This is a genomic window from Luteimonas kalidii (assembly GCF_029887935.1).
Classification (GTDB): domain Bacteria; phylum Pseudomonadota; class Gammaproteobacteria; order Xanthomonadales; family Xanthomonadaceae; genus Luteimonas; species Luteimonas kalidii.
Window position 1 is genome coordinate 240,402 of record NZ_JARXRO010000020.1, and the last position, 24,993, is coordinate 265,394.

Sequence of the window (24,993 nt, forward strand, 5' to 3'; positions counted from 1 at the left end):
CGGGGCGCCACCACGGCGGATGACCCCGCATCCGCCCCGGAGGATGCAGAGCCCGCTTGCCGGCGTTCACGCGACGCAGGCAAGCCGCACGGCCATGATGCGGGCCGATCTCCCGCAAGGCCCTGCCGTGATCCGACCGACCTTCCTGTGCGCCCTGTACCTGGCTCTCGCCCCGCTGCCAGCGCTGGCTGCCGACGATGCAGCCGCGCTCACCCCGGAACAGGTCAACGCCGCCACCGGGGACGCGCCCGGCGCGCTGCTGCGCGCGCAGGTGCTGCTGGAGCGGGCCCGGTTCTCCCCGGGTGAAATCGACGGCGGCGCCGGCAGCAACACCGCGCGCGCGATCGCCGCCTTCCAGCGTGCCCACGACCTCAAGCCCAGCGGCGAGCTGGACGCGGCCACGTGGGACGCGCTGGGCAAGGACGCCACCCCCGCGCTGGTGACCCATACCCTCACCGCGGAGGAGGTCGCCGGCCCGTTCCGCAAGATGCCCGAGGACACGATGGCCAAGGCCGGACTCGAATCGCTCGGATTCACGTCGGTGGAGGAGGCGATCGCCGAGAAGTTCCAGTCCTCGCCCGCGTTGATCGCACGTCTCAATCCGGACAAGGCGTTGAAGGCCGGGACCGAACTCGTGGTGCCCAACGTCGCGGACTTGGCGGCGCTGGCGCCGGCGGCCACGGTGGTGGTGGACAAGAGCGATTCGGTGCTGCGGCTGCAGGATGCGGACGGCCGCGTGTACGCGCAGTTCCCGGCCTCGACCGGCAGCGAGCACGACCCGCTGCCGATCGGCGAGTGGGCGATCACCACGGTCGCGATGGACCCGACCTACCACTACAACCCGGAACTGTTCTGGGACGCGGACAAGTCGCAGGCCAAGGCCACCCTGCCGCCGGGGCCCAACAGTCCGGTGGGCACGGTGTGGATCGACCTGTCCAAGGAGCACTACGGCATCCACGGCACCCCGGATCCGGAGAAGGTCGGAAAGACGGAATCCTATGGCTGCATCCGCCTGACCAACTGGAGCGCGCGCGCGGTCGCGGCTGCAGTGGAGGCGGGCACGCCGGCGCTGCTGCAGGAGTGACCGCCATGCGCTGGCTGTTCGCGCTGGTGCTCGTGCTGCTGGCTGCCAACGTGATCTGGTGGGCGTGGCGCGGGCAACCCGGTCCGCTGTGGAGCGAGCACGCCGCGGCAGCGGATGCGGAGCCGCCTGCCCCGGTTCCCGTGCGACCGGCCGACGCCGGGCAGTCCACCGGTGCCCACCCGCCGACCACGGCGGCGCCGGACCCCCCGCAGGCGCCGCCCGGCGTTCCGCGCGCGACGCCGGTGTCGGGCACGTCCGCTCCGCCCTCGCCCACGGGTCCGCCCGCCCCGAACGCCGCGGCGCCGTCGGGCCTGGTCGTTCCGGTCCAGGGCATCGCCCCCGGCGACCTGGCCGACACCTTCGGGGACGCCCGCAGCGGGGAACGCATGCACGAGGCGCTCGACATCATGGCGCCGGCGGGAACGCCGGTGCTCGCCGTGGCCGACGGGCATGTCGAGAAGCTGTTCGACAGCGAGCGCGGCGGCCTGACCGTCTACCAGTTCGAGCCGAGCGGCGCGTGGTGCTACTACTACGCCCACCTGCAGTCGTATGCGCCGGGACTGGCCGAGGGCCAGGCGCTCAAGCGCGGCGACGTGATCGGCTTCGTGGGCAGCAGCGGCAATGCCGACCCCGCCGCGCCACACCTGCACTTCGCGGTCTTCGCGCTCACGCCCGAGCGCCAGTGGTGGACCGGTACGCCGGTCAATCCGTATCCGCTGCTGACGGGAGCGCCGACGCGCTGATCGTGATGATGCGCCGCGCGGGCCCGCTCCGCGTCGCGCCGTTCGCGACTCGCCGGAGCGGCATCGCGCCCCGCGCGCAGGTGATCGTCCTGCCGGCATGCGCGGCGCTCCCGCACGTGGAGCAGGCGGCAGCGTGGCCACCGCGATTGGGCTAACCTAGGCACGTCACCCGACGCAGGGCACGCCATGGATGGAGTGAAGGACAGGGACGCGCGGGCCAGGCCCGTCATGCGGTCGAGCGTGGGGGGCGCCGCCTGGCGCCGCGCTTGGGTGCTGCTCGTGTGCGTGCTCTGGCTGACGGCCTGCGACGCGGTGCTGTCGGCGGCCGAATCCCCGTCCCGCCACCAGGCGGCGCTCGAGCGCGCGTTCCCCGATCCGCGGGCGCAAGCCCTGGCGATCGCCGCCGAGCGGGGCGATGCGGCCGAAGTGCGCCGCCTGATGCAGGACGAGGGCGTCGATCCGGACGTGACCTTCGGCGGCCACGACGGCGGCATGCCGCTGCTGGCATGGCCGATCTACAGCGGCAGTCCCGAAGGCCTGCGCGTGATGCTCGAGGCCGGCGCCGACCCGAACGCAAAGAAGCGGTCCGCCAGCACGCGCGGCGAGCGCTACCACGCCAACGCCATGGTCTGGGCCGCCGAGAACGAAGATCCGGAGTACCTGAGCCTGCTGCTCGACCACGGCGGCGATCCCGATACGCGCAACGGCAACGACGAAGCCCTGCTGTTCCACGCCTTCATCAAGCAGAACCAGTGGCGCAACGTGCAGCTGCTGGTGGAGCGGGGGGCGGATCTCAATATCGAGGCGTCGCCAGCTTCGACGATCCTTGCGACCTATGCGTCGATGGGCGGTTTCATGATGTCGCACTGGCTGCTGGAGCATGGCGCAGATCCGACCTTGGACTACGCCTACAGCAAGCCGGTGAAACGTCCCGACTCGCACGCCATCGAGGCGATCTTCTGGCATCCAGGAAACCCCGACGATCCAAGCTGGCAGCGCGAATGCCAGCAATGGCTTGTGTCGCAAGGACATGAACGTCCTCCAATGCCCGAGCAATATCGCTTGATGCGGGAGCGGCTGGGCTTTCCGCACGAGGAAGCGCAGATTCCGATGCTCTGATGGCTTACGACAAGGAAGTCGATATGAAATCCCACGAACCGACCGCGCTGCTTGATGAACTCAAAGTTTCAGGCGACGCCAATGCATCCTCGTCCGCAGAGGCGCTCGCAGAGCTGTATCACGCCCGTCAGATGGCGTTGATCGCGCAGGACAGTTACGACGTGGCGCGGAACAGCGGGGAGGCCCCCGCCGGCTGGATCCGCGCAAGCGGCGACCTTGCAGCCCTCAGGAAACTCATGCCTGATGTCGGCGTGTCAGACGAGCAACTTCGCTCGATGTTGCAGCCCGACGAGTCAGGTTTTCGCGCAGAGATCTACATTCCGGATCCGACGATCCTCGGGCCCGGTTACAAGCCGACCCTGGTGTTCAAGGGCTCCGCTGGAGAAGTCATCGGACCGGACGGAGCTACGCGGGAGACAGCGGCCGAAGACTTTCTGGCCAACAACTTCCCCCAGTCCGTCGGGCTTAAGACGGACTACTACGACCGCGCCATGAATTTGGGAGTCTTCTTGCGGCGAAGCGGCCTCGACTTCGACATCACCGGTCACAGTCTTGGCGGCGGCATGACATCCGCAGCATCCGCCGTCACCGGCATGCGCGCATTCACCTACAACGCCGCCGGGCTGCATCCGGACACCGCGCGCCGCTTCGCAGCCGAGCAGGGCGGCCTGCCGCTGTACGACACCGCGCACACGGTGACCGCGTGGCAGGTGCAGGGCGAGGTGCTCAACGACGGCGTCCAGCGCGATCTCGCCGGACTCGGGGAGCGCGATCGCCGGCGGCTGGCGGGCCTGCTCGCGGACACGGCCTCGCTGTTGCGCGAACTGCCGCAGGCGCGCGAGACGCTCAAGCAGTCGATGGCCGCCCACCTGCCCGAGAGCACGCATTCCACGGTGCACGCGTTCCTGGACCGGCTCGCGCAGCCCGATGCCGCCGTCCTGATCCGGGACCTGCCGCAGGCGGCCGGCGATCGCAGGCCACCGCTGGTGGCGATGACCGAACACGACCGCGCCCTGGTGCGCCGCGAGGAAGTGGCCTCGATGGCCGAGCTCCATCGCCTGGCCGGGCCACTGCTGCAGGTGGCAGCGTCCACCGCCCGCGGTGCCGAACTGGGGCGTTCCGCTGGCGAGCTCGCGGCCAGCGGCGGGCGCATCGCCGACACCGGGCTCGACTGGGCCGGGGCGCGCGCATCGGAGGCCTGGTCGTGGGCGGGCGATTTCGCCGGGCAGGGCTACCGGGTGACCGGCATCGCTGCGCAGTGGGGCGCGCAGTCCCTGGGCGACGTCGCGGGCCACTGGCGCCGGGCGCGGGCAGGCGCCGAAGCGCTCGCGCTGCAGGCCGACGCGTGGATGGACGCGCGCCGCGACGACACCGCGGCGTCGTTCGCACGGGTGGTGGGCTGGGCGGCCGGCGCGCATCCGGGCGCGACCGCCGACCGCCTCCAGTCGCAGGCCGACGGCATGGCCGCGACGCTGGAGGCGCGGGCCGCGCAGGCGCGTGCGCACGGCGAGGCCGCCGCGGCGGACGCGCTGGAGCGCGGCCGACAAGCGGCCGCGACGTTCGGGATGATCGGCGACGCGCTCGGCCAGGCCGCGAACGCAGGCATGGCGCGTCGTGGAGAGACCGCGCGGGCGACGCTGCACGCGGTGGGCGACCGGATGCAGGTCGCCTTCGATGCGGCCGGCGAGCCGATCGCCACCGGGACCGGGCGCGTCCCCGCCGCCGGCGCGGCCATCGGCGCCACCACCGGCGCGATCGTGGGGGCTGCGACCACCTATCGTCCCGACTCCCCGTTCACCGCCTCGGACGTGACCGCCACCGTGCGGCTCTGGCGCCAGGGGCCGGCAGCGCTGCACGAATCGGTCGAGCGCCATGGCATGGCTGGCGCGATGATTCCGAGCCTGGACGTCGAGATCGCGCGTCAGGAGCGGGCCGCGCGTGCGTTGCTCCAGTCCCGTCAGCGCGCGCAGTCCGGTCCCGTCCCGGCGGAATCCGGGGCCGCACGCCCGGATTCCGGCACCGGGCGCACGACCGACGCCGAGGTCCGCTCTCCACTGTGGCAGGGCGAATCGGGTCGTGCCCTGGGACGCCTGCTCGACGCGTTGCGCGAGGGCGACGCGGAGCGCATCGGCGCGGCGTCCACCGACCTGCTCGGAACTTCCGCCGCGCGCGACTGGCTGCAGGCCGGGCAGGCGCGACTGGACGCGATGCCGCCGCGGCGACCGGCGGCGGATGACTACGGCGCGCTGTCCTGTCCTGCACCCGATCACGTCGCCGAGCTGATGCACGGGCGCTAGTGCGGCCCATCGCGCCGTCATGTGCGGCGTAAAGGGCGAGCCAGCCGACCGGATTTTCCGATGTGGTTCGCCGCGTTGAGGACGTGCATCGTCCGGCAGCCCGAAATCGTTCGACGCGGCCGCCGCACCGGCGGCACGGGCGGGGCGGCGCTCCGGGCATCCGGTCCGACGCGGCCACTGGAATGCAATGCTCGCGTGCAGCGCAGGCCCTGCACACGCACAGCCGCATCCGCCGAAGAAACGCGCACCACCCGTGTCCGCCGGACCTTCAGTCCAGCAGCGGCTCCAGCGCGGGCCAGACGTGGTCGAGCAGTTTCGACTGCGCGGCGACTGTCGGATGCAGGTTGTCGTCCTGGAAGGCGGCGCGCTCGAGCGCGATCGGTTCGAGCAGGAACGGCAGTAGCGCGGTGTCGAACAGCTCGGCCAGCTCACGGTAGTTGCTTTCGAACCCGGCGGTGTAGTCCGGGCCGAGGTTGGGTGGCATGCGCATGCCCACCAGCAGCACCTTCGCGCCCACATGCTGCGAGGCCCCGATCATGCGCGCGAGGTTGCGGCGCGCCTCGGCCAGCGGCAGGCCGCGCAGGCCATCGTTGGCGCCGAGCGCGATCACCACGACGTCGGGCCGGTGGCGCAGCACCTCGGCGACGATCCGCGCCGAGCCGCCGGCCGTGGTCTCGCCGCTGATGCTCGCGTTGACCACCTGCCAGCCCGGCTGCTCGCGCGCCAGCCGTTCGCCCAGCAACGACACCCAGCCTTCGGACGCGGCCATGCCGTAGCCGGCGGACAGCGAATCGCCCATCACCAGTACCGTGCGCGGCGCCGGCGACGCGGCGGCCGCGGCGGAGGGCGCCTGGGCGAACGCGGGCAGCAGCGCCAGCAGCGCGACCAAACTGATGGCCCATTGCATCGCATGCCGGCAGGCCGCATAACCACTCTTCATCTGTCCTCCTCGTCCGTCCTGCGCACCGGTGGCGCCTGCGGTCCACGATAACCAATCCGGAATGAACATGGCCGACGCCCCCGCGCCGCTTGCCGCTGCCCCCCGCGCCACGCAGTCCCGTCCATCCGCCGCCGCCCTGCAGGTGCAGGGCCTGGGCAAGCGGGTGATGCTGCCCTCCGGCGAACTGGTGATCCTCGACGGCGTCGGCTTCGACGTCGCCGCCGGCGAGGTGGTCGCGATCGTCGGCGCCTCGGGCTCCGGCAAGAGCACGTTGCTGTCGCTGCTGGCCGGACTCGACACGCCCAGCGGCGGCGCGGTCACGCTCGACGGTGAGCCGATCTCGACCCTCGACGAGGACGGCCGCGCCCGCGTGCGCGGCGACCGCGTCGGCTTCGTGTTCCAGAACTTCCAGCTGCTGCCCTCGCTCACCGCGCTGGAGAACGTGATGCTGCCGCTGGAACTGCGTGGCGAAGCGGACGCGGAGACCCCCGCGCGCGAGATGCTGCGCAAGGTGGGCCTGGGCGAACGCCTGGGCCACTACCCGAAGCAGCTCTCCGGCGGCGAACAGCAGCGGGTCGCGCTGGCGCGCGCGTTCGTGACCCGCCCCTCGCTGCTGTTCGCCGACGAACCCACCGGCAACCTCGACACCAACACCGGCCAGGCGATCATCGAACTGCTGTTCGCGATGAACGCCGAGGCCGGCACCACCCTGGTACTGGTGACCCACGACGACCACCTCGCCGCGCGCTGCCACCGGACCCTGCGGCTGGACAGCGGACGCCTGGTCGCGGACGAGCGCCGGTGAGCCGCGCATGAGGACGCTCACCCTCGCGTGGCGTCAGCTGCGCCGCGATCTCAAGGCCGGCGACATCCGCATCCTCGCCGGCGCCCTGGTGCTGGCGGTGGTGGCGGTGTCCTCGGTCGGCTTCGTCACCGACCGCGCCGAACGCGCGCTGGCGATGGAAGCCAACCGCCTGCTCGGCGGCGACGCGCTGGTGCGCGGCGATGCGCCGATCGCCGGACCGGTGCTGGAGGCCGCGTCCGCCCCCGGCCTGCAGCGCACGCAGACGGTCGAACTCGACAGCATGATCCGGGTCGGCGAGGGCAGCGACGCGCGCCTGCAGCTGGGCGACCTGCGCGCGCTGGGGGCAGGCTTCCCGCTGCGCGGCAGTTTCCGTATCGCCGGCGCCGACGGCATCGAGCGCGACGCCGGCACGATCCCCGCCCCCGGCACGCTCTGGCTCAGCCGCGCCGGCGCCGATACGCTGGGCGCGCGCATCGGCGATGCGGTCGGTATCGGCACGCGCAGCTTCCGCCTCGCCGCACTCGTGGTGCAGGAGCCCGACGCCTCGATCGACTACTTCAATGTCGCTCCCAAGGCCTTCCTCAACCTCGACGACCTCCCCGCAACCGGGCTGGTGCAGGAAGGCAGCCGCATCCGCTACCGGCTGGTGGTGGCGGGCGAGGCCGGCGCGGTCGAACAGTTCGCCGCCACCGCGCGCGACAACCTGGGCCGCGGCCAGCGGATCGAGACCATCACCGACGCGCGGCCCGAAGTGCGCTCGGCGCTCGACCGCGCCGGCCGGTTCCTCGGCCTGGCGGCGCTGGTGTCGGTGGTGCTGGCCGCGGTCGCAGTCGCGATGGCCGCGCGCCGCCACAGCGAGCGGCACCTGTCTGGCGTGGCGGTGATGCGCTGCCTCGGCGCGCAGCAGCGCACGCTGGTGGGCATCCACGTCGGAGAACTGCTGCTGTTGGGGCTGATCGCCTGCACCGTGGGCGTGGCGATCGCGTTCGCGCTGCAGTGGTCGGTGGCCGGCTGGCTGGCGCAGGCGCTGAAGGTCGACATCCCGCCGGCCAGCCTGTGGCCGGCGCTGCGCGGCTACGGCGTCGGGCTGGTGGTGCTGCTGGCCTTCGGCGCGCCGCCGGTGCTCGCGCTGCGCCGGGTGCCGGCGCTGCGGGTGCTGCGCCGCGACCTCGACGGCGCCGAACCGTCGGCATGGATCGTGGCGCTCGCCGGGCTCGGTGGCCTGGCGGCGCTGCTGTGGTGGCAGGCCGGTTCGGCCACGCTGGCGCTGTCGATGCTGGTCGGCATCGCCGCGACGCTGGCTGCGCTGGCGCTGATCGCCTGGGCGCTTATCCTCGCTGTGCGCCGCCTGCGCACGCGCCTGCGCGGCGCGCTGCGCTACGGCCTGGCGAACGTCAGCCGCCGTGCCGGCACCTCGATCGCCCAGGTCAGCGCGCTGGGGCTGGGGCTGATGGCGCTGCTGCTGCTGACGTTCGTGCGCACCGACCTGCTCGACCGCTGGCAGATGTCGCTGGCCGAGAACGCACCCAACCGCTTCATCATCAACGTGCAGTCAGACCAGATCGCGCCGGTGCGCGAATTCATCGCCGCGCAGGGCGTGGCCGAGCCGGTGCTGTTCCCGATGGTCCGCGCGCGCCTGGTCGAGCGCAACGGCGCGCCGGTGAGCGGCGCCGACTACGAAGGCCGCAGCGGCGACGCCGAGCAGGACCGGCAGGCCCAGCGGCGCGCGGAGCGCGAGTTCAACCTGTCGATGGCCGATTCCCTGCGCGACGACAACCAGGTCACCGCCGGCACGTTCTGGAGCGGCACGCCGGCCTCGCCGGAACTGTCGGTGGAAGAAGGCTTCGCCGAAGACCTGGGCTGGAAGATCGGCGACCGGATCGCGTTCGACATCGCCGGGCAGCGGTTCGAGGCCCCGATCACCAGCCTGCGCAGCGTGGAGTGGGAAAGCTTCCAGCCGAACTTCTTCGTCGTGGCGTCGCCCGGCGCGCTGGACGGCTACCCGGCCAGCCACATCACCGCGGTGCAGGTGCCGCCGGAGCGCAGCCGCTTCACCGCCGAGCTGGTGCAGGCGTTCCCGAACCTGTCGGTGATCGACGTCGACGCGGTGCTGGCGCAGGTGCGCTCGACCGCCGACCAGGTCTCGACCGTGGTCCAGGTGGTGTTCTGGTTCTCGCTGCTGGCGGGCGTGCTGGTGCTGCTGGCCGCGGTCAGCGCCAGCCAGGACGAGCGCCTGCTCGAAGGCGGGGTGATGCGCGCGCTGGGCGGCAGCCGCGGCCAGCTGCGCATGGCGCAGGTGTCGGAGTTCGCCGCGATCGGCCTGCTCGCCGGCCTGGTGGCGGCGATCGCCGCCTCGGTGCTGGCGGGGGTGATCGCGACCCAGGTGTTCGACCTGCCGTGGCGGCAGAACTGGACCCTGGCCGCGGTCGGCAGCGCGGTGGGCGTGGCGATGACGCTGCTCGCCGGCCTGTTCGCGACCCGCAAGGTGCTCGACGCGCCGCCGTCGGCGACGTTGCGGGAGCTGCAGGGGTGAGCGCGATGGAAGAGACTGAATTCGCGCTAGAGGGCGACTTCGTCGAACTGCACCAGCTGCTCAAGCTGTGCGGGCTGGTCGACAGCGGCGGCGCCGGCAAGGCCCTGGTCTCGAGCGGCGCCGTGCGCGTGGATGGCGACGTGGAACTGCGCCGCACCTGCAAGATCCGCGCGGGGCAGCAGGTGGACAGCGGCGGGGCGCGGATCACGGTGATCGCGGCACCATCCGTCGCGTCGCCCCGCCACCCGTAAGCCCGGGTAAGCGCGGCGCACCCGGGACCGGGTGCCGGTATCGCGTGGGATCGATCCCGGATGCGGCCTTCGGCCTTATCCGGGCTACGCGCCTGTCCCGTCCTCCGCTCGCGGGGGAACGTGCGGAAGGCGGATGGGGCGCGCAGGCGATCGGATGCCACGACGAGCCCGAATCCAACGCGTCGCCGGATGCCACGACGAGCGGATCCGCAACACGTAGCCCGGGTAAGCGAAGCGCACCCGGGGCGGGGTCACGCGCCGTGCCTGCCTGCTCAAGCGCAGCCCATCCGGTATGCGGCGTACTTCCGTGGTGCGACCGCGTTCCCCGGATGCGGCCCTTGGCCTTATCCGGGCTACGGACTGATCCGGGCGACGCGGCCTCGGCTCAGTCGATCTGCGCGAGCCGCGGATCGCAGATGCACCGCGACCCGCCGCGCCTCAGTTCTCCCAACGCCGAAGCACCAGGCTGGCGTTGGTGCCGCCGAAGCCGAAGCTGTTCGACAGCACGGTGTGCAGGTCGGCGTCGCGACTCTCGCGGGCGAGCGGCAGGTCTACGGCTTCCGGATCCACGGTGTCCACGTTCGCCGAGCCGGCGATGAAGCCGCGCTGCAGCATCAGCAGGCAGAAGATCGCCTCGTGCACGCTGGTCGCGCCGAGCGAGTGCCCGGTGAGCGACTTGGTCGAGGAGAACGGCGGCATCTGCTCGCCGAACACGGCACGCATCGCGCGCAGTTCGCTCACGTCGCCGACCGGGGTCGAGGTGCCGTGGGTGTTGATGTAGTCGATGCCGCCATCCAGGCCCTCGATCGCCATGCGCATGCATGCGATCGCGCCATCGCCCGACGGTGCCACCATGTCCACCCCGTCCGAACTGGCGCCGAACCCGACCAGTTCGCCGAGGATGGTCGCGCCGCGCGCCTGCGCGTGGTCCAGGCTTTCGAGCACCAGCGCGCCACCGCCGCCGGCGATCACGAATCCGTCGCGGTCGGCGTCGTAAGCGCGCGAGGCGCGCTCCGGGGTGTCGTTGTACTTGCTCGACAGCGCGCCCATGCCGTCGAACAGCATGGCCATGCCCCAGCTCACCTCCTCGCCGCCGCCGGCGAACACCACGTCCTGCAGCCCCGCCTGGATCTGCTGCGCGGCCACGCCGATGCAGTGCGCCGAGGTCGCGCAGGCGGACGAGATCGAATAGTTCAGGCCCTTCACGCCGAACGCCGTGGCCAGGCAGGCCGAGACCGTCGAGCTCATCGTGCGCGTGACCTGGTACGGCCCCACGCGCCGGATCCCGCGCTGGCGCAGGGTGTCGGCCGATTCGATCTGGTTGGTCGGCGAGCCGCCGCCCGAGCCCATGATCAGGCCGGTGCGCGGATGCGAGACCTGCGCCTCGTCCAGCCCCGACTGCGCGATCGCATCGCGCAGGGCCACGTAGGCATAGGCCGCGGCGTCACCCATGAAGCGGCGCAGCTTGCGGTCGATCAGGGCTTCGAGGTCGAGCTGCGGCACGCCCGAGACCTGGCTGCGCAGGCCCATCTCTGCATAGACCGGATCGGCCCGGATGCCGGGCCGGCTCTCGCGCAGCGCGCCGGTCACGGTCTCCAGGTCGTTGCCGATGCACGAGACGATGCCCATGCCGGTGACCACCACGCGACGCCCGCCGGAATTCAGGCTCATGCCGCCGTGCCCTCCTGCGTCTCGCTGCGCTGGAACAGGCCCACGCGCAGGTCGTTCGCGGTATAGATCTCGGTGCCGTCGCAGTACATGCGCGCGTCGGCGATGGCCATGATCAGGCGGCGCTTGATCAGGCGCTTGATGTCGATCTCGTAGCGCACCAGTTTCGCGTCGGGACCGACTTCGCCGGTGAACTTCACCTCGCCCGCGCCGAGCGCGCGGCCGCGTCCGGGCAGCCGCTGCCAGGTGAGATGGAAGCCGACCAGCTGCCACATCGCGTCCAGGCCCAGGCAGCCCGGCATCACCGGGTCGCCGCTGAAGTGGCACTGGAAGAACCAGAGGTCGGGGCGGATGTCGAGTTCGGCCTCCACCCGGCCCAGTCCATGCGCACCGCCGTCGTCGTCGATATGGGTGATGCGGTCGAACATCAGCATCGGCGGCAGCGGCAGGCGGCCACTGCCGGGGTCGAAGAGCGTGCCTTCGCCGGAGGCGATCAGTTGTTCGTAGCTGAATGCATCCTTCATCGGGCCGGGCGACTCGCGTTCGGGTGGCCGCGAAGTATCGCGGAATTGCCGTGCAGACGCCGTACGCGGGGGTAGGTTGGCGCATGGAGGTGCGCGATTTCGACCAAAGTCGAAGGCCCGGCCCACCGTGCGGAGCGGCGGGCCGGGCCGGGTCCACGGGCTACTTCGCGCGGCGGGCGAGGTAGTAGGCGGCGAGGTTGCCCACGCCGGTGGCGGCCAGCAGGATCGCGAACAGGCCGGGCGAGGCGTCCGTCCAGTCGAAGCCCTCGAGCAGGCCGAAGCCGATCGCCAGCGCGACCAGGATCACGCCCCAGCGCAGCGAGGCCTGGCGGCGGCGGGTTTCCTCGCCCTCGATCAGGGTGCGCAGCATGTCCTCCGAGCCGTTGGACTGCAGCATGTGCTTGCGGGCGCGGGCATCGACCACGGCCTTGATCGCCAGGTAGATGCAGATGAACAGGGTGATGGGAATGAAGACTTCGATTTCCATGGCGGCAGGTCCGGTGGCGTGGTCGGGAACAGCGGGTTCGGGACAGGAGATACCGGGCGTGCGCCGGCGGTTGCACCGGCGGCGTGCCGGAGTTCGCGCCACGTATTAGGGTCCCGCCGGCGGGTCGATCGCCATCCGCTGGCGGCCCGGAACCGTCGGCCAGGCGGCGGGCGTGGGTCCGTGAGGCGGACCGCGCCACATGCACGTGACGGTTCACCCTTGCAACCGCCCGCGCCCGGGGCGTATCCCTGTCCGCGATGGCCATTGCCGCCCCCGCCCCGGACACCCTGCAGGCCGACCGCGCCCTGGTCGCGGCCGTGCTCGCGGGTGCGCCCGGCGCGTTCGAACGCCTGGTGCGCGAGTACCAGGGCCTGTGCTGGCACGTGATCGACCGCATGGTGCGCCACCCCGAAGACACCCGCGAACTGTGCCAGGAGGCCTTCCTGCGCGTGCACCAGGCGCTGCACCAGTACCGTGGCGAGAGCGCGCTGAAGTCGTGGATCGCGCAGGTCGCCTACTCCGTGGCCAAGCGCCACCTGGAGAAGAAGCGGATCCCGATCGCCGAGGCGTTGGGCGACGACGATGGAGCGTCGCTGCTCGATCGCATCGACGACGGCTTCGACCTTGAATCCGCGAGCTCCGACGAGGAGGCGGTGGCGCTGCTGCATGCCGCGATCGACCGGCTGCCGCCGCTGCAGCGCACGCTGCTCACGCTGTATCACCTGGAAGAACTGCCGATCGGCGAGATTTCACGGGTCACCGGACTCGCCGAGGGTACGATCAAGAGCCACCTGTTCCGCAGCCGCAGGCAGTTGCGCGGGCTGCTGGAACCGAGCCTGGGAGTCTTCGCCGCATGACTAGTTCACGTCCCGATCCCCGTGCGCCGTCCGAACGCGACTGGCTGGCGCAGGAGCGTGCGCTCGCCGGTGCCGGCGACCGGCGCGATGCGCTGCTCGCGCGTGCGCTGCGCACAGCGCCCGCCTCGGTGCCGCCCCACGGTTTCGCGGCCGCCGTCGCGCGCGTGGCCGCCAGCGGGCCCGTGCCGCACGCGGTGCCGGACGCAGGGCTGGAAGGCCGGCTGCTGCAGACGTTGCTGGTGTTGATGGGCCTGGTCGGCGCCGGCGCGTTGGCGCTGTACGGACCGCAGTGGTGGGCACTGGCACGCGAGGCGTTCGGGGCCGGCGGCGCGCAGTGGAGCCTGGTGGCCGGCATCTGCCTGCTGCTGTCCTGGCTGCCGACCGCGGCGCGCTGGCTTGTGCAGGAGCGACGCTCTCCGGAAGCGGCGGCCTGATCCGCCCGCCAGGCATCCGGCCCGCAGTGGCCCGGGTGCGACCCCGTACGTAGGACATGTCGCGCGTGACGCCGGTGCCGGACGCGCAGCTTGCTCAAATCAGGCTTCGAGGCGCGGGGCGTCCCGCATCCGTGGGATCGCACGCCACGCATCGACGCCGATGTCGCCTATGAGGTGTCGTTCGGGCCCCGGTCGAACCGGGTGACACGGAGGGCTGCGCCACGCATCGGGCGCGGCGCAGCCCGTGCCCAGGGTCAGTCCACGCGCTGGAGTTCGGTCTCGAAGCGGCGGGAGTAGCCGCGCTCGCCGCTGATGCGCAGGACCTCCTCCGGATCCGAATCGGGGGCTCCATACACCGCGCAGGCGATGCCGCCGTTGCCCCGGCCGACGGCGTGCAGCCGGTAGCGCGACTGGCCGCTGCCCGTTTCCGGGGGGTAATGACGCGGCGGCTCCTGGCCGTCGAGGTCGAGTTCGCTGTTGTCGATGAGTCCGCCGACGAACAGTGCGCGCATGGAATGCTCCTTTGGCTGGGGTGCTCCCTCATCGACAGCGTGCCGGGCGGGATGTTCCCGCGGGGTCAACGTTGCGTACGGGCGCCGTTGCACGGCAGCGCAGCCGGCGCCGGTAGAATCTGCGGCCCCGTTCCGCGCTGGCTGCCATGTCCGATCCCGCCCTCGATGCGCTGATGCTGCCGTTCGCCGACCGGCGCCTGGCGTGGCCCGGCGCGGGCGCACTGTTCCTGCGCGCGCGCGAGGGCGCGGCGCTGCACGCGCACGCGCCGCGCGCCGCGCTGGTGTGCGAGCAGTCGTTCCGCCCGGAGTACGACGCGCTGCAGCGCGCGGGCTTCAGCGTGCGCGCGGATGGCGACGACGCATTCCCGCTGGTGCTCGTGCTGCCCCCGCGCCAGCGCGACGAGGCGCGGGCCCTGCTGGCCGAAGCGCTGGCGCGCACGTCGCCGGGCGGCACCGTGGTCGCGTCGATGCCCAACGATGCCGGCGCGCGCTCGGGCCAGGCCGACTTCGAAGCCCAGCTGGGCCCCGCGTCCGTCCTGAGCAAGCACAAGTGCCGCGTGTTCTGGGCCACGACCGCGGGCGCCGATGCCGGTTTGGCGGCGGACTGGCGCGCGCTGGATGCGCCGCGGCCGATCCTGGACGGACGCTGGACGAGCCGCCCGGGGGTGTTCGCCTGGGACCGGATCGACCCGGCCTCCGCGTTGCTGGCGGCGCAGCTTCCGGCGACGCTGTCCGGCCATGGCGCCGACCTGGGCGCGGGCTGGGGCTTCCTCTCCGACCAGGTGCTCTCGCGCTGTCCCGCGGTCACCGCGCTGGACGTGGTGGAAGCCGAACGCCGCGCGCTCGACTGCGCCCACGTCAATCTTCAGGCCCATGCCGAACGCGTGGCGCTGGATTTCCTGTGGCACGACGTCACCGCCGGCCTGCCGGCGCGCTACGACTTCATCGTCACCAATCCGCCGTTCCATGCGCTGCGCGGCGAGCCCCGGCCCGAACTCGGGCGCGCGTTCATCGCCGCGGCCGCGGATGCGCTGCGGCCCGGCGGCGCGCTGTGGCTGGTGGCCAACCGCCAGTTGCCGTACGAGGAGATGTTCGACGCCCGCTTCGCCAGCGCACGCCTGGTGGCCCAGCAGGGCGGGTTCAAGGTGGTCGAGGCGGTGCGCGGGCGATGAGCCACGCGCAGTCCGCGCCGGTGGCGAAGCTCGTGCGCCACATCGCCAACCTCGGCTACGGCAGCCGCAAGCAGGTGCAGGCCCTGTTCCGCGAAGGCCGGATCACCGATGCCGAGGGCGAGGTGCTGTATGCCGACGACCGCGTCCCGCACGCGGCGGTGCGAATCGATGGCGAACCGCTGGACCCGCCGCCCGGCCTGGTGCTGATGCTGCACAAGCCGGTCGGCACGACCTGTTCGACCCGCGATCCCGGGCGGCTGGTGTACGACCTGCTGCCGCCGCGCTTCCGCATGCGCGACCCGCAGCTGTCCACCGTCGGCCGCCTGGACCGCGACACCAGCGGCCTGCTGCTGCTGACCGACGACGGCCAGCTGCTGCACCGGATCATCGCCCCGAAATCCAACCTGCCGAAGGTGTACGAGGCGACGCTGGCGCAGCCGCTGCGTGGCGACGAGGCGGCGCTGTTCGCCAGCGGCACGCTGCTGCTCGAGTCGGAGCAGACGCCGCTCAAGCCCGCCACGCTGGTGCCGGTCGACGCCACCCGTGCGCGCCTGGTGCTCACCGAAGGCCGCTACCACCAGGCGCGGCGCATGTTCGCGGCGGTGGGCAACCACGTCGTCGCGCTGCATCGCCCCCAGATCGGCGGGCTGACGCTGGGCGACTTGGCCGAAGGCCGCTGGCGGCCGCTCGACGCCGGCGATCTCGCGCGGCTGTTCGAGGGTGCTGCGCCATGAGCGCGGTCGCGCCGCTGGCGTGGCGGCCGGACGCAGTCGTGTTCGACATGGACGGACTGATGCTCGACAGCGAACGCGCGATCACCGACTGCATGACCCGCGCCGCGGCCGAGGCCGGGCACGACCTGCCGCCGGGGCTGTGGCTGGAGATGGTGGGCACCGGCGATGCCGCATGCCGCGCCATGCTCGCCGAACGCCTCGGCGACGCCGCCACCGATGCGCTGCTGGAACATGCCGGCGCCCTGTACGCGGAGGTGGTCGACGCCGGCGTGCCGCATCGTCCGGGCCTGCTGGCCCTGCTCGACTGGCTCGAGCAGCGGCGCATCCCGCGCGCGGTCGCCACCTCGACGCGGCGAACACTGGCGTTGCGCAAGCTGCGCCGCGCCGGGCTGCTGGCGCGCTTCGATGCCATCTGCACCAGCAGCGACGTCGCCCATCCCAAGCCGGCGCCGGACGTCTACCTGCTGGCGGCCGCGCAACTCGGCGTCGCCCCCGCGCGCTGCGTGGTGCTGGAGGATTCGCCCACCGGCGTGCGCGCCGCGCTGGCGGCCGGCATGACCCCGGTGCAGGTCCCCGACCTGGTGGTCCCGGACGACGCCGTGCGTGCCCTGCGCCACCGCATCGTCGAGTCGCTGGGCGATGCGCAGCGATTGCTCGAGGCCTGCATGGAGCTGGACCGACGCCCGGCGTGAGCACGCAGGCGCGGCGGCGGGCGCGGCGTTGCGTGGGGCAGGTGCGGCAGCGCGCCAGGGGCATGCACGCGCGCCCGCCGCGACGCGCGATCCCCTAGACGGTGTCCCTGCGCCCGCTGCCGTCATCCGCATCGCCTGCGTCCAGCAGCGCACGCCAGCCGTCGAAGCCCAGCGTCCGCACGGTGGCGATGTTGCGCTCGATGATCGCGTCGGGTTCGGGATAGGCGGCCACCGCGCGATCCACGCTGTCCTCGCGCAGCAGGTGCAGGATCGGGTAGGGCGCGCGGTTGGTGAGGTTGGCCGGATCGTCGTCGGCCGTGTCCGCGAAGCGGTAGTCGGGATGGAAGCTGGCCACCTGCAGCACGCCGTCCAGACCCATCGTCTCCACGAGCGCGTCGGCATCGTCGAGGAAGTCGTTGTAGTCGAGGAAGTCCTCGAGCACCTGCGGATGCACCAGCAGGGTGGTGTCGATGGCCTCGGCGGGCGTGTCGCGCAGCAGCGCGAGCTCCTCGCCCAGCTGTTCGAGCAGGGCGCGCGGGGTGCTGGCATCGCTGACCTCGATCCGCACCTGGCCCCTGGCCACCACCGCCTTGGCGAACGGGCACAGGTTCAGTCCGATCACCGCGCGCTCGAGCCAGCGCCGGACCTGCGCCTCCACCTGCGCGGCGTCGAAGCTGCCGTCAGTCACGGAAGTTGTCGAACTGCAGGGGCAGGCCGAAGTCCTCGCCGCGCAGCAGGGCCATCGCGGCCTGCAGGTCGTCGCGCTTCTTGCCGGTTACGCGCAGCTTGTCGCCGTTGATCTGGCTGTCGACCTTGAGCTTGGCGTCCTTGAGCGTGCCCTGGATCTTCTTCGCAAGCTCGCGCTCGATGCCCTGTCGCACGGTGACCTTCTGCCGCGCGCCGGCGACGTTGGTGTCGATGTCGCCGAACTCCAGGCAGCGCGCGTCGATCTTCCGCGCGATCAGGCGCGCGCGCAGGATGTCGGTCATCTGCTGCAGCTGGAATTCGCTCGGCGCCGACTGGGTGATCACGGCGTCCTCGCGCACGAAGCTCGCGTCCACGCCCTTGAAGTCGAAGCGCGTGGAGAGCTCGCGGTTGGCCTGGTCCACGGCGTTGATGAGTTCGTGGGTATCCACTTCGGAGACGATGTCGAAAGAAGGCATGGAGGTCCGGTCTCTGGAAGGAAAAGCGCTTGTGTCGCCGGCGTGCGCGGCATGCGCGTGCGGTCGCATGATGGTGCACGCGCCGCGCTCCGGCGCGGCCGGCGGCTGCGGGCGTCGCGCACAAGGGTACTCCATGGTTGCGCACGCAACGGATGCGTGGATGGCGGCGAGCCCGTACCTTGTCGCGGCGCCCGGCGGGGGCGCGTCCGTCGCCCACGCGTGAAACCATCTCCCACCATCGGCATCGTCGGCAGCGCAGGGACCTACGGCCGCTGGCTGTGCGGTTTCTTTGCCCGGCGCATGGGCCTGCAAGTGCTCGGGCACGACCCCGGCGATCCGGGCAGCGACTCGCCGGACGCCCTGCTCGATCGGGCCGACGTGCTGCTGTTCGCCACTCCGATCCGCGTCACCGCCGCCCTCATCGACGATTACGCGCGTCGCTCGGACGGGCGCGAGGCCGGTCGGTTGTGGCTGGACGTGACCTCGATCAAGCAGGGCGCGGTGGAGGCGATGCTGCGCTCGCGTGCGGAGGTGGTCGGCCTGCATCCGATGACCGCCCCGCCCAAGGCGCCCACCATGAAGGGACGCGTGGTGGTGGTGTGCGAGGCGCGGCTGGACCGCTGGCGGCCGTGGGTGCAGTCCCTGCTGGAGGCGCTGGAAGCCGAATGCGTGCACGCCAGCGCCGAGCGCCACGACCAGATGATGGCCCTGGTGCAGGCGATGGTGCACGCCTCGCACCTGGCACAGGCCGGCGTACTGGACGAATACGCCGGCCGGCTGGGCGGACTCGGCGCGATCATGCCGTTCCGCTCGGCCTCGTTCGAACTCGACGCCGCGATCGCGGCGCGCATCCTCTCGCTCAACCCCGCGATCTACGAGGAGATCCAGTTCGGCAACACGCACTCGGCCGAGGTGCTCGACCGCCTGCTGGCGCAGCTGACGGAGCTGCGCGACCTGGTGCGCAGCGGCGACGATGCGGCGCGCGCGCGGTTCCGCGAACGCTTCCTGCGCAGCCGCGAGGCGTTCGGGCCGCAGGCGCTGGCCGACGGCAACTACGCCTACGAACGCGTGGGCTACCTGCTCGCGGACCTGGTGGGCCCGCGCTACACCAGCGTGCACCTGCCCGAGGACCGCGCCGGCTCGCTGTGCACCCTGCTGCACGTGTTCGAGCGCCACGGCGTGAGCCTGGACTCGATCCACTCCTCGCGCACGCCCGGGGGCGAGGTGCATTTCCGCATCGGCTTCGTGCGCGGGACCGATGCCGCTGCGCTGGCGCGGGCGGTGGCGGAGATCGACGCCAGCGGCATCGGCCGGGTGCTCGAAGCCGGTTGAGGGCTTCGGGCGCGCCGGCGGCATCCGTGGAACGCGGGTGGACGATGGGTCGTTTCCGATACGTCTCGCGGGGACAGGCCGCCAGCGCCCTGCGCCGTCCCCCCGCATGCGGAGATGCGGGTCGGATGCGGCATCATGCCGGCTCCGTCGCGCCCGTCCCGATGCCCGCCATGTCCTTCCGTGCCGCCGCTGCCCTGTCCGAGGCGTTCCCGGCGACCGCCGTGGCTGGATGCCTGTCGCCTGGCGGGGTCGGGCGGTGCATCGATCACCTGCGGCGCGACGCATGAGCGCCGCGATCGAATCCCGCCCTGGTGCGGCCGCAGCCTGGATGCTGGCGGCAGGGCTGCTGTTCGCCGGCATGGACGCGGGCATGAAGTGGATCTCCACCGACTACCCCCCGTTCCAGGTCGCGACCCTGCGCAGCCTGTCGGCGCTGCCGCTGGTGCTGGCGTGGATCGCATGGCGCGGGCGCGCGCATACGTTGCTGCGGGTGCACTGGCGGCTGCACCTGCTGCGCGGCCTGCTGGGCGTGGCGATGATGGTGGGTTTCGTCTACGGCCTGGCCCGGATGCCGCTGTCGACCGCCTACACGATCGTGTTCGTTGCGCCGCTCATGGTCACCGCGCTGGCGGTGCCGTTCCTCGGCGAGAAGGTGGGGCCGCGGCGCTGGGCGGCGATCGCGGTCGGCCTGCTCGGCGTGCTGGTGGTGCTGCGTCCCAGCGGCGAGGGCGTGGCGACCCTCGCCGGGCTGGCGGTGGTGCTGGCGGCGCTGAGCTACGCGATCGCCGCGATCACCGTGCGCAAGCTGGCGCTGCGCGACAGCCCGGAGGCGATGGTGTTCTGGTTCCTGGTGCTGCTGGGCGTGTTCGCCGGCGCGGTGGCCGCGTTCGACTGGCATCCGGTGCAGCGCGTGCACTGGCCGGTGATCGCTGCGATCGGCCTGACCGGCGCGCTCGGCCAGGTCGCGCTGACGCATGCGTTCCGCCTCGGCGAGGCCAGCCAGATCGCACCGCTGGAGTACGCCGCACTGGTCTGGGTGGTCCTGCTGGACCTGGTGGTGTGGCAGTCGCTGCCCGATCGCGCGACCTGGCTCGGCGCGGCGATCATCATCGCCAGTGGCCTGTACCTGATCCGGCGCGAGCGGATCGTCGCCGGCCAGCGTCCCGGCGACGCGGCGCAGACCCCTCCGCCCTGACGCGATGCCGCTGCTGCTGCTTCCGGTGGTCGTGTTGCTGCTGCTGGCGCTGCTGCTGGTGCTGTGGCCGCTGGGGCTGTGGATGCGCTGGCGCAGCGGCCGCGCGCGCCGGCGCGCCTACCCGGCCATGGCCTCGTTCAACGCATGGGCCCTGCTGGTCTCGGCGCTCCTGCTGGTGGCGGGAGCGGTCGTGGCCTCGGTCTGGATCGGAGGCGCCGCCCTGCACGCGACGGCCGGCCTGCTGGCCGGGGTCGCACTCGGGACGATCGGATTGCGGATGGCGCGGCTGGAGGCCGGCGACGCTCAGCTCCACTACACCGCGCATGCGGGCCTGGTGACCGGGCTCACTTTGCTGGTGGCCGCGCGGGTCGCGCTGGCAGCGTGGCAGGCCTGGCACCGCGCGGTGGAAGGCGTGCCGGCACCCGTGCCCTGGCCCTGGCTGGCAGACCCTGCGAGCCTGTGGGCAGTGGGCGGCCTGCTGCTGGGCTATCACCTCGGGTTCGCGTGGTCGCTGCGCGGACGGTTGCGACGTCTGGGCATGCTGCGCCGCCGTTGAGCGTCCGTCGGTCCGGGTGCGAAGGTTGCCTCCCGCTCCCGGTAAAGTCGCCTGTCACCGTGTCGATGCATCGGCCCCGAGGCTCGGAACCGATCCGCCACCTGCGTGTCCTCGTGAGGGGCCTTCGTGCAGTCCGGCGGCGCGAGGCCCGGACACGGCGACGGGCCCGCATGGGCCCGTCGCACGTGCGCCATGGGGCGCGGTGGGTCAGAAGCGCGCGCCGACGCCGACGCCGACGGTCCAGGGATTGAACCGGACGTCGCGCTCGATCGTCTGTCCGGCCAGCTTCGCGTCCGCATCGCCGTCCAGATAGCGCGCATCGGCGCGGGCGAACCAGGTCGGGGTGATGTTCACGTCCACGCCGACCGTGCCGATCGCGCCCTTGGGAGAGGTCAGGCCGACATGCGCGCCGTCGGCGGTCGCGATGTCCTCGTCGCTGATGTTGGTCTGGTGGTAGCCCAGGCCCACGAACGGACGGAAGGTGTTGTCCGCATCGCCGAAGTGGTACTGGCCGCTCACGGCGATGGGCTGGGAATCGACCGTTCCGATCTTGCCGCCGTCGCCGCGCACGCGATGGTTGAACTTGTCGGCCGCGCCCCAGAGTTCGACGCCGATGTTGTCGGTGACGTGGTAGGTGGCGCTGAGCGTCGGCGCGACATCGCCGTCGGCGTCGATCCGCGCGCCGGGCAGGGGATCGGAATCGGGCTGCAGGATCGTGGCGCTGCCCACCACCGAGAAGCGCTTGCCGGAGGCGGTGTCGCCGCCGTCCTGGGCGAATGCGGCCGGGGCGGCGAGCAGCGAAGCGATGGCGGTGGTCAGGGCAAGGGAACGCAAGGACTTCATGGGGGACTCCTCATATGGTTGTGGTGTTGCCTTTCGCCGTTGAGGTGGGCGATGCCCGTGGTGGGCGGGCACAACCTAGCCACGCGCGAATGAACCGTTCCGGTGTCGCGCGCCGAACCTGTCGCGCGCGTGTGGCCCGTGTTCATCGCGGTGACGGCGACGCGCGTGCCTGTGACGACAGGCTTCAGGTTGAGTCCCCGATCCGCGCGGACTGCAGCGCCCGATCGCGCCCGGTCGATGCGATCCAGCCCGGGAAAACGTGAAGGCACGACATCCGGTGCGAACGCCGAGGGACGGGCGCAGCGTCATGCTTTCAACCGCAACCATGCCCGTGGCGATGCGTGTGCCGATACGCGGACGGCGATCGTCGCCTCGCCGCACCCGCCTGAGCGCCGCTGTCGCGGCCTGCGGGCCTGCGGCGCCGGGCAGGTACGCCCCGGCGTCCGCCACGGTTGGCGAGCGGGGGACATGCGGACACAATAGGAATCCCCTTGCCGTTGGAGAGGGCCGTATGGCCGACCTGAAAGAGTCCCGCGTCCCCGATATCGGCGGATACGACGATGTCCCCGTGATCGAGGTGCTGGTGGCGGTCGGCGACACGGTCGGCAAGGACCAGGGGCTGGTCACGCTCGAATCGGACAAGGCGACGATGGAAGTGCCGGCCGAGTTCGCCGGCGTGGTAAAGGAACTGAAGGTCAAGGTCGGCGACACGCTGTCCGAAGGCGGCGTGGTGGCGGTGATCGAGGCCGCGGCGTCGGACGCCGCCCCTGCGGCCGAGGCCAGGCCCGCGCCCGCGCCGGCACCTGCCGCGCCCGTCCAGGACAAGGCGAAGGAACCCGATCCGGCGGTCGAGCCGGCGGCGACCGGGTCGAAGCCCGACCGCCTCGCGCAGGCGTCGATCGACGCGCAGGCCGGCAAGGCGCCGCCGCAGGGCGCACCGCCGGTGCGGTTCGAGGCCGAGGCGCTGATCCCGGGCAAGGTGCCCTATGCCAGCCCCGCCGTGCGGCTGTTCGCGCGCGAACTGGGGGTCGACCTGTTCCAGGTCTCCGGCAGCGAGAAGGGCGGCCGGATCTCGAAGGAGGACGTGCAGAAGTTCGTCAAGGGCGCGCTGTCCGGCGCGACCGCAGCTGCAGCCACCGGTGGTGGTGGCAACGGCCTGAACCTGCTGCCGTGGCCGAAGGTGGACTTCTCCAAGTTCGGCGAGGTGGAGGAGAAACCGCTGTCGCGGATCAGGAAGATCTCCGGCGCCAACCTCGCCCGCAACTGGGCGATGATCCCGCACGTCACCCAGCACGACGATGCCGACATCACCGAGCTCGAAGCGCTGCGCGTGCAGCTCAACAAGGAGGAGGAGAAGAGCAAGTCGGGCATCAAGTTGACCATGCTCGCCTTCCTGATCAAGGCCAGCGCGAACGCGCTGGCGAAGTATCCCGACTTCAACGCCTCGCTCGACGCGGCCGGCGAGACGCTGACGCTGAAGAAGTACGTCAACATCGGCTTCGCCGCCGACACGCCCAACGGGCTGGTGGTGCCGGTGGTGCGCGACGTCGACCGGAAGGGCGTGCTGCAGATCGCGCAGGAGATGGGCGAGCTGGCGAAGAAGGCGCGCGACGGCAAGCTCGGCCCGGCCGAGATGTCGGGCGGCTGCTTCTCGATCAGCTCGCTCGGCGGCATCGGCGGCACCAGCTTCACCCCGATCGTCAATGCGCCGGAAGTCGCGATCCTGGGCGTGTCGAAGTCGTCGATGAAGCCGGTGTGGGACGGCAAGCAGTTCGTGCCGCGCCTGATCCTGCCGCTGTCGCTGAGCTACGACCACCGCGTGATCGACGGCGCCGCCGCCGCGCGCTTCACCGCCTACCTCGCGCAGCTGCTCGCGGACATGCGCCGCGTGCTGCTGTAGCGGCGGGGAACGGGCGCCATCCCCATGCAGGACACGCGGCCAGGGACGCGCTCGACCGGGGGCGGAGGCTGGGACGACCTGCAGGCGACCCTCGAGTTCGCGCCGCTGCGGGCGTTCGGAATCGAGAGCATTACGCTCGGGACGCTGCTGGCAGCGGTGCTGGTGGTGCTGGTGGCGATGCTCGCATCGATGATGCTGCAGCGTGGCATCCGCCGCATCGGCGTACGCCATCCCGGCACCAGCGAAGCCACGCTCTATACCGTGTCGCGTCTGGCGCATTACCTGCTCGTCGTGGTCGCCGTGCTGCTGGCGATGAGTGTCGCCGGGCTGCCGCTCAGCCAGTTCGCGGTGTTCGCGGGCGCGGCCGGCGTCGGTCTCGGCTTCGGCCTGCAAGCGGTGTTCAGCAATTTCATCTGCGGCCTGATCCTGCTGTTCGACCGTTCGCTGCGGGTCGGCGACTTCGTGGAACTCGAGAACGACATGCGCGGCGTGGTCCGTGCGATCAACATCCGTGCCACGCTGATCACGACCAACGACAACATCGATGTGCTGGTGCCGAATGCGGAGTTCGTCAACGGCCGGGTGGTGAACTGGACCCACGGATCGCTCAACCGGCGTATCCGCATTCCGTTCGGCGTGGCCTACGGGGCCGACAAGCTGCTGGTGAAGAAAGCGGCCCTCGAGGCGGCCTCGCGGGTGCCGTTCACCCTGGCGACCGAAGGCGAGAAGCGCCCGCAGGTGTGGCTGGTGGAGTTCGGCGAGAACTCGGTGGACTTCCTGCTGGTGGTCTGGCTCACCGACGAGGCGGCGCGGCGCAACGTGGGCGTCAGGGCCGCCTACCTGTGGGAGCTGGAGACCGCGTTGACCGAGAACGGCATCGGAATCCCGTTCCCGCAGCGCGACCTGCACATCCGCAGCCTGTTCGGCCGCAGCGGCGACGATGCCCTGGCCGCACTGCAGGGCGAGCCCGCGCGGCGCGGCGATCGCGAGGATGAGCCGGAGTCGCCCGGGCTGGGCAGGCAGGAACGGGAACTGCTGGCACGCAACGATGCCAGGGACGATACCGAGCGGCAGATCGCGCAGGACACGCGCGAAGCCGGCGAGCGCGAACGGCCCGATCCCGGGCCCCGCGCGGATTGAACGAACAGACAG

The 24,993-nt window shown here is 71.7% G+C and carries 25 protein-coding genes; 17 read left to right on the forward strand and 8 right to left on the reverse strand.

Annotated features, from left to right (window positions below):
• Positions 1-94 precede the first annotated feature (94 nt).
• The 4 genes from QFW81_RS14515 to QFW81_RS14530 all read left to right on the forward strand — a co-directional run bounded on the left by QFW81_RS14515 (position 95) and on the right by QFW81_RS14530 (position 5,243).
• On the forward strand, positions 95-1,084 hold the full coding sequence (locus QFW81_RS14515; protein WP_425604052.1) for a L,D-transpeptidase family protein: 990 nt from the start codon (positions 95-97) through the stop codon (positions 1,082-1,084).
• A 5-nt stretch (positions 1,085-1,089) separates the two neighbouring features.
• Entirely contained in the window at positions 1,090-1,827 is a 738-nt protein-coding gene (locus QFW81_RS14520; RefSeq protein ID WP_280579764.1) for a M23 family metallopeptidase, read from the forward strand.
• A 270-nt stretch (positions 1,828-2,097) separates the two neighbouring features.
• Positions 2,098-2,946 (forward strand): ankyrin repeat domain-containing protein, encoded by an 849-nt coding sequence (locus QFW81_RS14525; RefSeq protein WP_280579765.1) that lies wholly within the window; start codon positions 2,098-2,100, stop codon positions 2,944-2,946.
• Positions 2,946-5,243 carry a Tle-like phospholipase domain-containing protein gene (locus QFW81_RS14530; RefSeq protein ID WP_280579766.1) on the forward strand — a complete coding sequence of 766 codons (2,298 nt, stop codon included), beginning with the start codon at positions 2,946-2,948 and terminating at the stop codon, positions 5,241-5,243. The genes QFW81_RS14525 and QFW81_RS14530 overlap by 1 nt, the downstream gene beginning before the upstream one ends.
• Positions 5,244-5,511: 268 nt before the next feature.
• On the opposite strand, the gene QFW81_RS14535 is transcribed toward QFW81_RS14530, so the two are convergent.
• Positions 5,512-6,183 (reverse strand): arylesterase, encoded by a 672-nt coding sequence (locus QFW81_RS14535; protein WP_280579767.1) that lies wholly within the window; start codon positions 6,181-6,183, stop codon positions 5,512-5,514.
• A gap of 67 nt (positions 6,184-6,250) precedes the next feature.
• Here QFW81_RS14535 and QFW81_RS14540 point away from each other — a divergent pair, with 67 nt between their 5' ends.
• Genes QFW81_RS14540 through QFW81_RS14550 form a run of 3 tightly spaced genes read left to right on the forward strand, consistent with a single transcriptional unit; the run spans position 6,251 to position 9,772 of the window.
• Complete coding sequence (locus QFW81_RS14540) at positions 6,251-6,988, forward strand: ABC transporter ATP-binding protein (RefSeq protein ID WP_280579768.1); 738 nt, start codon at positions 6,251-6,253, stop codon at positions 6,986-6,988.
• A 7-nt stretch (positions 6,989-6,995) separates the two neighbouring features.
• Entirely contained in the window at positions 6,996-9,521 is a 2,526-nt protein-coding gene (locus tag QFW81_RS14545) for an ABC transporter permease (RefSeq protein ID WP_280579769.1), read from the forward strand.
• 5 nt (positions 9,522-9,526) lie between these two features.
• Positions 9,527-9,772, forward strand: a complete 246-nt coding sequence (locus QFW81_RS14550) for an RNA-binding S4 domain-containing protein (RefSeq protein ID WP_280579770.1) — start codon at positions 9,527-9,529, stop codon at positions 9,770-9,772.
• A gap of 438 nt (positions 9,773-10,210) precedes the next feature.
• Here QFW81_RS14550 and fabB read toward each other — a convergent pair whose 3' ends face one another.
• The 3 genes from fabB to QFW81_RS14565 form a co-directional block, all read right to left on the reverse strand.
• Positions 10,211-11,443: a beta-ketoacyl-ACP synthase I gene (gene fabB, locus QFW81_RS14555; protein WP_280579772.1), complete on the reverse strand. Its 1,233-nt coding sequence runs from the start codon at positions 11,441-11,443 to the stop codon at positions 10,211-10,213.
• Positions 11,440-11,964 carry a 3-hydroxyacyl-[acyl-carrier-protein] dehydratase FabA gene (gene fabA / locus QFW81_RS14560; RefSeq protein ID WP_280579774.1) on the reverse strand — a complete coding sequence of 175 codons (525 nt, stop codon included), beginning with the start codon at positions 11,962-11,964 and terminating at the stop codon, positions 11,440-11,442. Before fabA ends, fabB begins: the two co-directional genes overlap by 4 nt.
• Positions 11,965-12,124: 160 nt before the next feature.
• Positions 12,125-12,451 (reverse strand): DUF6249 domain-containing protein, encoded by a 327-nt coding sequence (locus QFW81_RS14565; RefSeq protein WP_280579775.1) that lies wholly within the window; start codon positions 12,449-12,451, stop codon positions 12,125-12,127.
• Between the two features lie 257 nt (positions 12,452-12,708).
• On the opposite strand from QFW81_RS14565, the gene QFW81_RS14570 reads away from it, so the two are divergent.
• Together QFW81_RS14570 and QFW81_RS14575 are read left to right on the forward strand one after the other, a co-directional pair.
• Positions 12,709-13,308 (forward strand): RNA polymerase sigma factor, encoded by a 600-nt coding sequence (locus tag QFW81_RS14570; RefSeq protein WP_280579776.1) that lies wholly within the window; start codon positions 12,709-12,711, stop codon positions 13,306-13,308.
• Positions 13,305-13,742, forward strand: coding sequence for a hypothetical protein (locus tag QFW81_RS14575; RefSeq protein WP_280579778.1), 438 nt, complete (start codon positions 13,305-13,307; stop codon positions 13,740-13,742). Before QFW81_RS14570 ends, QFW81_RS14575 begins: the two co-directional genes overlap by 4 nt.
• A gap of 254 nt (positions 13,743-13,996) precedes the next feature.
• On the opposite strand, the gene QFW81_RS14580 is transcribed toward QFW81_RS14575, so the two are convergent.
• Positions 13,997-14,254 (reverse strand): hypothetical protein, encoded by a 258-nt coding sequence (locus QFW81_RS14580; protein ID WP_280579780.1) that lies wholly within the window; start codon positions 14,252-14,254, stop codon positions 13,997-13,999.
• 137 nt (positions 14,255-14,391) lie between these two features.
• Between QFW81_RS14580 and QFW81_RS14585 the strand changes: the two genes are divergently transcribed.
• From QFW81_RS14585 to QFW81_RS14595, 3 genes are read left to right on the forward strand one after another with little or no spacing between them, the layout of a single operon-like run.
• Positions 14,392-15,426, forward strand: coding sequence for a class I SAM-dependent methyltransferase (locus tag QFW81_RS14585; protein ID WP_425604070.1), 1,035 nt, complete (start codon positions 14,392-14,394; stop codon positions 15,424-15,426).
• Positions 15,423-16,160, forward strand: a complete 738-nt coding sequence (locus tag QFW81_RS14590) for a pseudouridine synthase (protein ID WP_280579782.1) — start codon at positions 15,423-15,425, stop codon at positions 16,158-16,160. The genes QFW81_RS14585 and QFW81_RS14590 overlap by 4 nt, the downstream gene beginning before the upstream one ends.
• On the forward strand, positions 16,157-16,852 hold the full coding sequence (locus tag QFW81_RS14595) for an HAD family hydrolase (protein WP_280579783.1): 696 nt from the start codon (positions 16,157-16,159) through the stop codon (positions 16,850-16,852). Before QFW81_RS14590 ends, QFW81_RS14595 begins: the two co-directional genes overlap by 4 nt.
• A 94-nt stretch (positions 16,853-16,946) precedes the next feature.
• Here QFW81_RS14595 and QFW81_RS14600 read toward each other — a convergent pair whose 3' ends face one another.
• Positions 16,947-17,540, reverse strand: coding sequence for a DUF1415 domain-containing protein (locus tag QFW81_RS14600; protein ID WP_280579785.1), 594 nt, complete (start codon positions 17,538-17,540; stop codon positions 16,947-16,949).
• Positions 17,533-18,015 carry a YajQ family cyclic di-GMP-binding protein gene (locus QFW81_RS14605; RefSeq protein ID WP_280579786.1) on the reverse strand — a complete coding sequence of 161 codons (483 nt, stop codon included), beginning with the start codon at positions 18,013-18,015 and terminating at the stop codon, positions 17,533-17,535. The genes QFW81_RS14600 and QFW81_RS14605 overlap by 8 nt, the downstream gene beginning before the upstream one ends.
• 219 nt (positions 18,016-18,234) lie before the next feature.
• On the opposite strand from QFW81_RS14605, the gene QFW81_RS14610 reads away from it, so the two are divergent.
• From QFW81_RS14610 to QFW81_RS14620, 3 genes are all read left to right on the forward strand, one after another.
• Positions 18,235-19,347, forward strand: coding sequence for a prephenate dehydrogenase (locus QFW81_RS14610; RefSeq protein ID WP_280579787.1), 1,113 nt, complete (start codon positions 18,235-18,237; stop codon positions 19,345-19,347).
• Positions 19,348-19,630: 283 nt separating this feature from the next.
• Positions 19,631-20,542 carry a DMT family transporter gene (locus tag QFW81_RS14615; RefSeq protein WP_280579788.1) on the forward strand — a complete coding sequence of 304 codons (912 nt, stop codon included), beginning with the start codon at positions 19,631-19,633 and terminating at the stop codon, positions 20,540-20,542.
• 4 nt (positions 20,543-20,546) lie between these two features.
• A complete protein-coding gene (locus tag QFW81_RS14620; RefSeq protein ID WP_280579789.1) occupies positions 20,547-21,098 on the forward strand; it encodes a DUF1453 domain-containing protein in 552 nt (183 codons plus the stop codon).
• A gap of 207 nt (positions 21,099-21,305) precedes the next feature.
• Here the strand turns inward: QFW81_RS14620 and QFW81_RS14625 are convergent, their stop codons facing one another.
• Entirely contained in the window at positions 21,306-21,941 is a 636-nt protein-coding gene (locus QFW81_RS14625) for an OmpW/AlkL family protein (protein WP_280579791.1), read from the reverse strand.
• Positions 21,942-22,278: 337 nt separating this feature from the next.
• On the opposite strand from QFW81_RS14625, the gene QFW81_RS14630 reads away from it, so the two are divergent.
• Positions 22,279-23,841: a dihydrolipoyllysine-residue acetyltransferase gene (locus tag QFW81_RS14630; protein WP_280579793.1), complete on the forward strand. Its 1,563-nt coding sequence runs from the start codon at positions 22,279-22,281 to the stop codon at positions 23,839-23,841.
• 24 nt (positions 23,842-23,865) lie between these two features.
• Complete coding sequence (locus tag QFW81_RS14635; RefSeq protein ID WP_280579795.1) at positions 23,866-24,981, forward strand: mechanosensitive ion channel family protein; 1,116 nt, start codon at positions 23,866-23,868, stop codon at positions 24,979-24,981.
• Positions 24,982-24,993 lie beyond the last annotated feature (12 nt).